We start from the raw sequence: 8,222 nt of genomic DNA, 5'->3' as shown, positions 1-8,222 counted from the left end.
CGATCCGCTTCGCCTGCGCTACACTCGCCTCGATGTCGTTGGTATCCACATTGGCCATCGACTGGATCACGATCGGGCACCCCCCTCCGATGATGAGGTGGTCGCCTACGTGCACCGCAGTGGTGGGTCGTCTATGGTATTTGATAAGTCTCTCTGTCATGGTGTCAGCTCGTTGTACGCAAAGTTACCACATTTACCGCAGGAGACGGGCATGGTCATGTCGGCAACCGCATCAAAAGCCTACCGTAATCGCTGTTTCCTAATATCGGGTTTAGGGAAAACTATTACCGCTAATAGTTTCGACTAATACCGGTAATAGAAATGCGCCGTAACACAGGGGCAAAAAAATACGCCCTAAGCAAATAAAGCTTAGAGCGTCAAAAACCAAAACTTACAATCTATGAAAACTAATCATCAATCTTACCTAAACGAGTGCGGCTGAAGGGACTCGAACCCTTACGGATTTCTCCACCAGATCCTAAGTCTGGCGCGGCTACCAATTACGCCACAGCCGCTAATTGTCCGTGGCTCCCCAACGTCTTTTTGCTACTCGCAGGAGGGACGCTTTTCCCAAAGAGTCATCCTCCTTCCTTCTTTTCGCCTGCAAAGATACTATTTTTCTCTTTATGCGCAAGCGGGGAAACTAAATAATTTTATTCTCCTAAAACGATTGGCTCTGTACTAATGTCTTAGAGCTTCAGCTCCTCCGGTCCCTCACGCACAATGGTGTAGGGCTCCGAGGTGCAGTCGATGATCGCCGACTCCTGCAGACTGCCGATGCCGCCGTCCACCACATGCTCTACCTTGTCGCCCCAGAGCTCGTTGATCAGCTCGGGATTGAAGTCGTAGGCGATATCCTCTAGCTGCTGTGGCAACTCCGGGAGAGAGAATCCGGTGAGCGGTGAGCCACTGTAGCGTATCAGTGAGAGCACCAGCTCGTGCCGTGGGATGCGGATGCCAACCTCCTTACGCCCCTTATAGATGCGGGGTAGGGCGCTACTCGTGGGGAGGATGAAGGTGAATGGTCCCGGGGTATTCTGCTTCATCATCCGGAACATCTCGTTGTCCAGCCTGGCGTACTCGCTCGCCTGGGAGAGATCCTGACACATGATCGTGAAGTGGCTCTGCTCCGGATCCACCCCCTTGATGTCAGCAAGCTGCCCGAGAGCCGATATGCTGAGGGCATTGCAGCAGATGCTGTAGGCGGTGTCGGTCGGGATGATCAGCAGCTTGTCCGCCTGCAGTGACTGCGAGAGTTGCTTCAGCAGGACGGGCGAGGGGGTGCCATTGGTGTAGTATTTCAGTAACATATCATTGTCCTATTAGGAAGATTGCCGGTCGTTTGTGCCAGCTGGATTCTCTTGTGAGGGCTTGTCGCCACTCGGAGATGGTCATCCGATGGATCTCCTCACTCTCCGTAGTGAGATCCACCGCCATGCAGAGGGAGAGATCCTTCGGCAGTAGCTCCACCAGTTCTCTCAGCAGACGGTCATTTCGGTAGGGTGCTTCGATAAATATCTGCGTCTCACCGATGCGACGGACCCGAGCGGCAGCCTCGCCTAAGGCCTGACGCCGCTCCTTGCCGTCAAAGGGGAGGTAGCCGTGGAATGCGAAGCTCTGACCGCTGAAGCCTGATGCCATCAGCGACAGGATGATAGACGACGGACCGACCAGCGGGACGACATCGTACCCGGCCCTGTGGCAGTCAGCAACGACGATGCTCCCGGGGTCGGCGACGCAGGGACAGCCGGCTTCGCTCATAAAGCCCACGTCCACGCCCTCACTGAGGAGCGTCATCACCCGCTCCCTCGGATAGCTGTACCCCTTGTGCTTATCGACCTCGATGAGAAGCAGGTTGTCCAGATCTTTCTCCGGGCAGAGTGTGCGGATGCAGCGTCTCGCCGTTCGGGCACTCTCCACCACGAAGTGGCTCAGCCTATTGACCAACTCGACGTTCTGGATCGGTGCGTAGCGGGAGACAGGACTGTCGCCCAGCGAGACCGGTATCAGGTATAGCTTCCCCTTCATTTCGTCAGAAGTCTAATAGTCGGTTTTGCTCCCGCACCTCGCGGATCGAGTTTCGCTCCTGAAAGTGCCACCACTCCTTCCGGATCGGTCTCAGACCCACTCGGTCCATGAGGTGGAAGAGGTATTGCCTGTTCTTCATCGCCTCTCTCGTGATGAGTCCCTGCTTGACCAGAGCCGCCTCATTATTGATGTGGGCACGTATGCCGAAGTGGTCGACGGGGCTGCCCATGTCAAGTGGCTGACCGGACTCCCTGTCGTAGAGGCTCATATCAACGGCGACGCCGTAGTTGTGCCGTCCACCGCCCCGCTTGCTCACCGGTGCGACGTAGACCTTGCTCGGGGTGTTCTTGACGAGATCCCACATCCGCTGCTGGACTGAGAGGGGTCGAGCTGCATCGTAGATGATGATCGAGTAGCGGTCTCCTCTCTCCTCCCGCAGCATCTGCTGTGCCCTCGCGATCTTGGCTGCAAAGTCAGGGGTCAGATAAGCGGTGGCGAAGTCTCCGTAGACATCCGCCTGCATGAAGTTGTCGCTCCGAGAGTACATGAGGTCGACCATGATGGTGGAGTCCACCTCGGAAATGTCGACCAGTCCGTAGGCGCGCATCTTGACATCAATAGAGGTTTGTGCCAGACCCTCTGTCATACAGAGCGCTAGCCCCAGAGTGATAAGCGATAGCAGGCGCCGACGGATCCGTCTCATCGCAATCAGCTATTCATGGATGCGAGGAACTCGACATTGTCCACCGTGCCACGGATCTGCTTCAGGACAAACTCCATCGCCTCCTGAGTATTCATATCGGAGAGCTGGCGGCGGAGGATCCACATGCGGCGGCGCGTATCCTCACTCTGGAGTAGGTCATCGCGACGAGTGCCGGAGGCATTGAGATCGATAGCGGGGAAGAGGCGCTTGTCGGAGAGCTTGCGGTCGAGCTGCAGCTCCATATTGCCGGTCCCCTTGAATTCCTCAAAGATCACCTCGTCCATCTTGGATCCGGTATCGATCAGTGCGGTCGCCAGTATCGTCAGCGAGCCGCCATGCTCGATGTTGCGAGCAGCACCGAAGAAGCGCTTAGGCTTCTGGAGCGCATTGGCATCGACACCGCCGGAGAGTACCTTGCCGGAAGCGGGCTGGACCGTATTGTAGGCGCGTGCGAGACGGGTGATGGAGTCGAGGAGGATCACTACATCGTGTCCGCACTCCACCAGGCGCTTTGCCTTCTGAAGCACCAGCTCGGAGATCTTGACATGCTCCTCCGCCGGCTCGTCAAAGGTGGAGGCAATCACCTCAGCATCCACATTGCGACGCATATCGGTCACCTCCTCCGGTCGCTCATCGATCAGGAGGATAATCATGTAGACCTCGGGATGATTGTAGGCGATCGCATTGGCCACATCCTTCAGCAGCATCGTCTTACCGGTCTTGGGCTGAGCTACGATCAGACCACGCTGCCCCTTGCCGATCGGGGAGAAGAGGTCGACTATGCGCGTCGCCGTCCGGTCATAGACGTGGGACGAAGTGGGTACCTCGAGCTTGAATTTCTCTGTCGGGAAGACCGGGAGCAGGTGGTCGAAGGGAACCCTGTCGCGAACCTCCTTCGGCTCACATCCATTCAGTCGGATGAGTTTCTTCATGGGGAAGAACTTATCCTGACTCTTCGGTGCGGAGATGACTGCCTCGATCACATCGCCGGTCTTGAGACCATAGTTCTTGATCTGGCTCTGTGCCACGTAGACATCGTCCGGAGAGGAGAGGTAGTTGTAGTCTGCGGAGCGGACGAATCCGTAGCCGTCAGGAAGTATCTCCAGCACTCCCGTGGCAGTGAGCGCATCCCCGAAGTCGTAGGATCCGGATGCGGAGGGACGAGAGGCTTTGGCAGTCTCCTGAGGGGTGTTGTCCTCGTCTCTCTTGGACTCTGCCTGTGATGAGGGGCGCTGTGTGGAGGGTGCGGACTCCTTCCTCATTTCTGCTTTGGGAGCAGTGGGGGTGTTATTCTTACTGGGGGACTGGGCAGGGCGAGGACCGGTGGCGAGCATGCCCATCAGATCATCGAGTACCGTGTCTGTGGCATTCTTATTCACAAAGACAGTCTTCTTCTCGGTCTGAGTCTCGTCGCTCTTCTTGGCAGTGGGCTCCGGTGTAGGCTTGATCTCCTTCTTAGTTGGTTGAGTCTTCTTTTCAGTGGTGTTCTCCTTCTTGGTGGTCGGCTGTGCCTTCTTGGTGCGACCACGACCCTTCTGAGTAGTCGGCTTGTCCTCCTTCTTTGTCTCCTCGTCCTCCTTGCTCTTCCTGCGGCTGTTGGTGGCACGCTTGTTAGAGGCTCCGGAGGCATTGCTCTTGGTTGCGGAGGAGCGTGAGGTGGACTGACCCTTAGTCTTGGTGGCTACATGGACGGCTTGTGCATCGAGTATGGCATAGATGATCTCCCTTGTCTCTGATCCGGGAGAGGTCTTGACCTTGAGGTCGGATGCCACTTTTTCGAGATCTTCTTTGCTTAGCTTGGAGAGCTCAGTGATGGTGTACATGAGATGTTGTTTGGATGAATTTACTTTAGACCCATCGGCTTACTCGGATACGATGGTCGGGGATCTCACTTGTAGTCCTGAGGTCTTGTCCCATAGCGACACCCCCGATCGGGGGTTAGAAGCATCGATCCGCCAGTCGCTCAGTATAGCACGTCATTAGAGTGAGAGACGTGAGCCTGAGGATGGGGTAAAGGGTAATGATGAATGAAGTGCGCAGAGGCGGATTCGAACCACCGAAGGTGAAAACCAGCTGATTTACAGTCAGCCCCATTTGGCCACTTTGGTATCTGCGCTTGATGTTAGAGACAAGGTGTGTGATTCTGCACCCTGATGAACCCTTTCCTCTTGGTGCAAAGGTAGATAAAAGGTTCCTATTCCGCAACAGGACTGCGCCCGATCTTAGGAGGCGGGACTCGACTTGCCGGGAGGTATCGGCTTCCCTTTGTTGCTTAGTGTAGTTACTTTGTTTACTTAGTGGCATCGACGAAACCCCGAGACTTTAATGTACATTTGCAATACAAGATAATGAAGAGAGACGATATCCTATGAGAAAAGCTATAAAGTTTAGGGTGGAGGGAATGATGTGCGAGGGATGTGCGAAGAATGTCCGAGAGGCTCTCGAGAGGCTCTCGGGAGTTGAGTCTGCGCAGGTCTCTCTGGATGAGGGATGTGTCACCATTAACTACGATGACGATGCGACCGGTGAGGAAGAGCTTGCTGCTGCTGTCGGAGATGCCGGGTATACACTGGTGCTCTCAGGGACCGGTTCATCAACTTCAGACAAGTTCGCTCCATCTCATCCCACGGGTAAGTCTGAGATCTCGCAGAAGCGCCTCTTTACCGTGACCGGGATGCACTGTGCTTCTTGCGTCAGTGCGGTGCAGGAGCGGCTACTTAAGACAAAGGGTGTGCGCGAGGCGGAGGTCAATCTGATGGAGGGACGGACGCTCATCTCCTACGATGATCGAGAGACCTCACCTGTCAAGCTTCGGGAGGCTGTTCGGTCCATCGGCTACGACATGCTGATCGATGAGGATACGGAGCTGCAAGATCGCGAGCTGATGATTTCGCAAGAGAGTGCTCTCCGTCTATTACTCCGTAAGTTAGTGATCACTGCTGTGCTTGCGCTCCTCGCTATGGGACTGATGATGACCTACGAGAGCCTTGGGATCACTCCTAAGCTCGCCTACATTCTCTCCTTTGCCTTCGGAGCAATCATCTATGTCTACGCCTCCGGGGATTACCTCGTCAGGGCTGTCAAGCAGCTCACTAAGGGCACCTTCACCATGGATACTCTCATCGCTATGAGTACGACGGTCGCCTTTGTCTACAGTACCATTCGCTTTATTTTTGTTGAGGAGCCGGCACAAGTCGGGCTGATGCATACCTACTTCGATGTCATCGGGATGATCATGACCTTTATCCTCCTGGGACGATACATAGAGGAGCGTGCCAAGAGACGGACCACCGACTCCATCCGCAAGCTGATGTCTCTCGCACCACAAGAGGCGCTGGTGAGGGTAGGAGAAGACTTTGTCCGCCGCGATATCAATGAACTGAGGGTAGGGGATGAGGTCATGCTCCGCAAGGGGGATCGAGTACCTGTGGATGGTGTCCTTCTCTCGGAGGGTGCGTTTGATGAGAGCAGTATCACGGGCGAGCCTATTCCGGTGGAGAAGGTGGCAGGAGACGAGGTCTTCTCCGGATCGCTCTCCGTCGGCAGAGCTACCACGCTACGAGCCACTCAGGTGGGGCGGAAAACGCTTCTCGGCCGCATCATCGCTACCGTCCGTCGAGCTCAGGCAAGCAAGGCGCCGATACAGAGGATCGCAGACAGGATAGCCTCGATCTTTGTCCCTGCCGTGCTAGTCATTGCACTCCTGACACTCTGCCTCTGGGGGCTCTGCTCTGATGCCCCGGAGCCGTGGCTGAGGGGTCTGGATCATGCCATCAGTGTCCTGGTGATCGCCTGTCCCTGTGCTCTCGGGCTGGCTACACCCACGGCCATCACCGTCGCCATGGGTAAGGCCTCGCGCAATGGTCTCCTGATCAAGGATGCTGTCGCGCTAGAGCAGCTGGGGAAGGTAACTGATGTCGTACTCGATAAGACCGGGACCATTACCGTCGGGCGACCCAAAGTGGTCAAGGCAATGTGGGCGACGGAGGACAATCATCTACTGAAGTCACTCCTCGTGCAGGCGGAGGAGAAGTCCTCCCACCCGCTCGCAAGTGCGATCGTATCTCGCTACGGTCACCGAGTAGAGGAGGACCTGCCGGTGGAGGTGACGGAGACGGCGGGAGGTGGGATCGCCTTCGAATACCTGGGGAAAACTTATCGGGCGGGTCAGAGACGGTTTGTCGGCGACCCGGAGCTGACTGAGGAAATGCAGCAGCTGGAGAGTCTCCATCCGGACAGCACCTTTATCTACTACACCTGTGAGGGAGATCTGCTTGCTCTGCTCGTCCTGGAGGATAAGCTTCACTCGGAGGCGGAGATAGCTCTCAGTCGTCTGCGTGAGAAGACCGGCGTCGAGCTGCACCTCCTCTCGGGGGACACGCAGGCTCGGGTCGATGCCATTGCTGCTCCACTTGGTATTGAGAAGGCACAGGGCGGTATGCTGCCGCTTGATAAGAAGAGTTACATAGACAAACTCCGGAAGGATGGAAAAGTGGTCGCCATGGTGGGTGACGGGATCAATGACTCTCCGGCGCTCGCCTCTGCCGACCTGAGCATAGCGATGGGAAATGGGAGTGACATAGCAACGGACGTGGCGCAGGTGACAGCACTCGGTAACTCGCCCTTCGCCATCGAGCGGGCCATCCATCTCTCCAAGTCGACTATTCGGATCATCTATGAGAATTTCCTCTGGGCATCGATCTACAACATCGTGGCGATCCCGCTTGCAGCCGGTCTCTTCTCCTCTGTGGTGATCGATCCGGCGGTCTCTGCTGCCGCTATGGCCCTGAGCTCCATATTGGTGGTGCTCAATTCGCTTAGACTTCGCTCGGTGCGTCTCTGAGTCTCCGGGCTGACGCATTTGAGTTTTACAGTAAAGGATCTGACGCTTGTCAGAGAGGCTGAAACTAAAAGCATGGGCGGTTTCTCTATTAACAACGGTCATCTCCGATGTGACGGCGACCCCTTGTGGGTCGCACCGTGAGTGTCGTACCGGGCTGGCTAGAGTTCGGAGAATTCTATTACCGGTATTAGTGATCACTAAACCCGGTAATAGTGATGACTAATACCGGGTTTAGTTTGGGGGCGCAGAGCTGACGCATTTGAGCTTTACAGTAAAGGATCTGATGCTCGTCTGAGAGGCTGATGCCCAGGTGTCCGGATGGGTGGTCTCTATAAATATCGCCCATCTCCGATGTAACGACGACCCCCAAGCGTCCGGATACGAAATAAACTCCCTAGGCATCCTTTCGGATGCGGTCACGCTGCTAATGGACGACTATCAAATGCGTCACCCCTGTTCTGAGTCTTCGGATACTACTCTGTAGGAAAAGTATTGCCTAAAGCAATAAGGCTGCCGACCCTGGTGGGTCGGCAGCCTTATCAGAACTTATCCTGTGCTGTGCGTACTCGGCCTCAGCGAGGCAGAATTACATGCCCTGGGGCATACCTGCGGCAGGATTCATGGCAGGCTCATCCTCCTTGATGTCGG

At 55.8% G+C, this 8,222-nt stretch carries 5 protein-coding genes and 2 tRNA genes; 1 reads left to right on the top strand and 6 read right to left on the bottom strand.

The features are described from left to right. Positions 1-433: 433 nt before the first annotated feature. From Q0F21_RS03805 to Q0F21_RS03780, 6 genes are all read right to left on the bottom strand, one after another. A tRNA-Leu gene (locus tag Q0F21_RS03805) sits at positions 434-515 on the bottom strand. 174 nt (positions 516-689) lie between these two features. Next, positions 690-1,310 (bottom strand): L-threonylcarbamoyladenylate synthase, encoded by a 621-nt coding sequence (locus Q0F21_RS03800; RefSeq protein ID WP_297237551.1) that lies wholly within the window; start codon positions 1,308-1,310, stop codon positions 690-692. Between the two features lies 1 nt (position 1,311). Further along, positions 1,312-2,028, bottom strand: coding sequence for an SAM-dependent methyltransferase (locus tag Q0F21_RS03795; protein ID WP_297237549.1), 717 nt, complete (start codon positions 2,026-2,028; stop codon positions 1,312-1,314). A 4-nt stretch (positions 2,029-2,032) separates the two neighbouring features. Further along, on the bottom strand, positions 2,033-2,731 hold the full coding sequence (locus tag Q0F21_RS03790) for a M15 family metallopeptidase (protein ID WP_297237547.1): 699 nt from the start codon (positions 2,729-2,731) through the stop codon (positions 2,033-2,035). Positions 2,732-2,736: 5 nt separating this feature from the next. Then, a complete protein-coding gene (gene rho / locus Q0F21_RS03785) occupies positions 2,737-4,554 on the bottom strand; it encodes a transcription termination factor Rho (RefSeq protein ID WP_297237546.1) in 1,818 nt (605 codons plus the stop codon). Positions 4,555-4,764: 210 nt separating this feature from the next. After that, positions 4,765-4,847, bottom strand: a tRNA-Tyr gene (locus tag Q0F21_RS03780). A 252-nt stretch (positions 4,848-5,099) separates the two neighbouring features. On the opposite strand from Q0F21_RS03780, the gene Q0F21_RS03775 reads away from it, so the two are divergent. Then, a complete protein-coding gene (locus tag Q0F21_RS03775; RefSeq protein ID WP_297237544.1) occupies positions 5,100-7,574 on the top strand; it encodes a heavy metal translocating P-type ATPase in 2,475 nt (824 codons plus the stop codon). Positions 7,575-8,222: the final 648 nt, after the last annotated feature.

Origin of the sequence: uncultured Porphyromonas sp. (genome assembly GCF_934359325.1) — a bacterium.
GTDB lineage: Bacteria > Bacteroidota > Bacteroidia > Bacteroidales > Porphyromonadaceae > Porphyromonas_A.
The sequence above is the reverse complement of the archived record's forward strand: the minus strand, read 5'-3'. Positions and strand labels throughout refer to the sequence as shown.

What these genes read in the sequence shown, in the direction of transcription:
- Q0F21_RS03800 (WP_297237551.1), bottom strand. Translation starts at nt 1,310, where the DNA reads ATGTTACTGAAATACTACACCAATGGCACCCCCTCGCCCGTCCTGCTG.
- Q0F21_RS03795 (WP_297237549.1), bottom strand. Translation starts at nt 2,028, where the DNA reads ATGAAGGGGAAGCTATACCTGATACCGGTCTCGCTGGGCGACAGTCCT.
- Q0F21_RS03790 (WP_297237547.1), bottom strand. Translation starts at nt 2,731, where the DNA reads ATGAGACGGATCCGTCGGCGCCTGCTATCGCTTATCACTCTGGGGCTA.
- rho (WP_297237546.1), bottom strand. Translation starts at nt 4,554, where the DNA reads ATGTACACCATCACTGAGCTCTCCAAGCTAAGCAAAGAAGATCTCGAA.
- Q0F21_RS03775 (WP_297237544.1), top strand. Translation starts at nt 5,100, where the DNA reads ATGAGAAAAGCTATAAAGTTTAGGGTGGAGGGAATGATGTGCGAGGGA.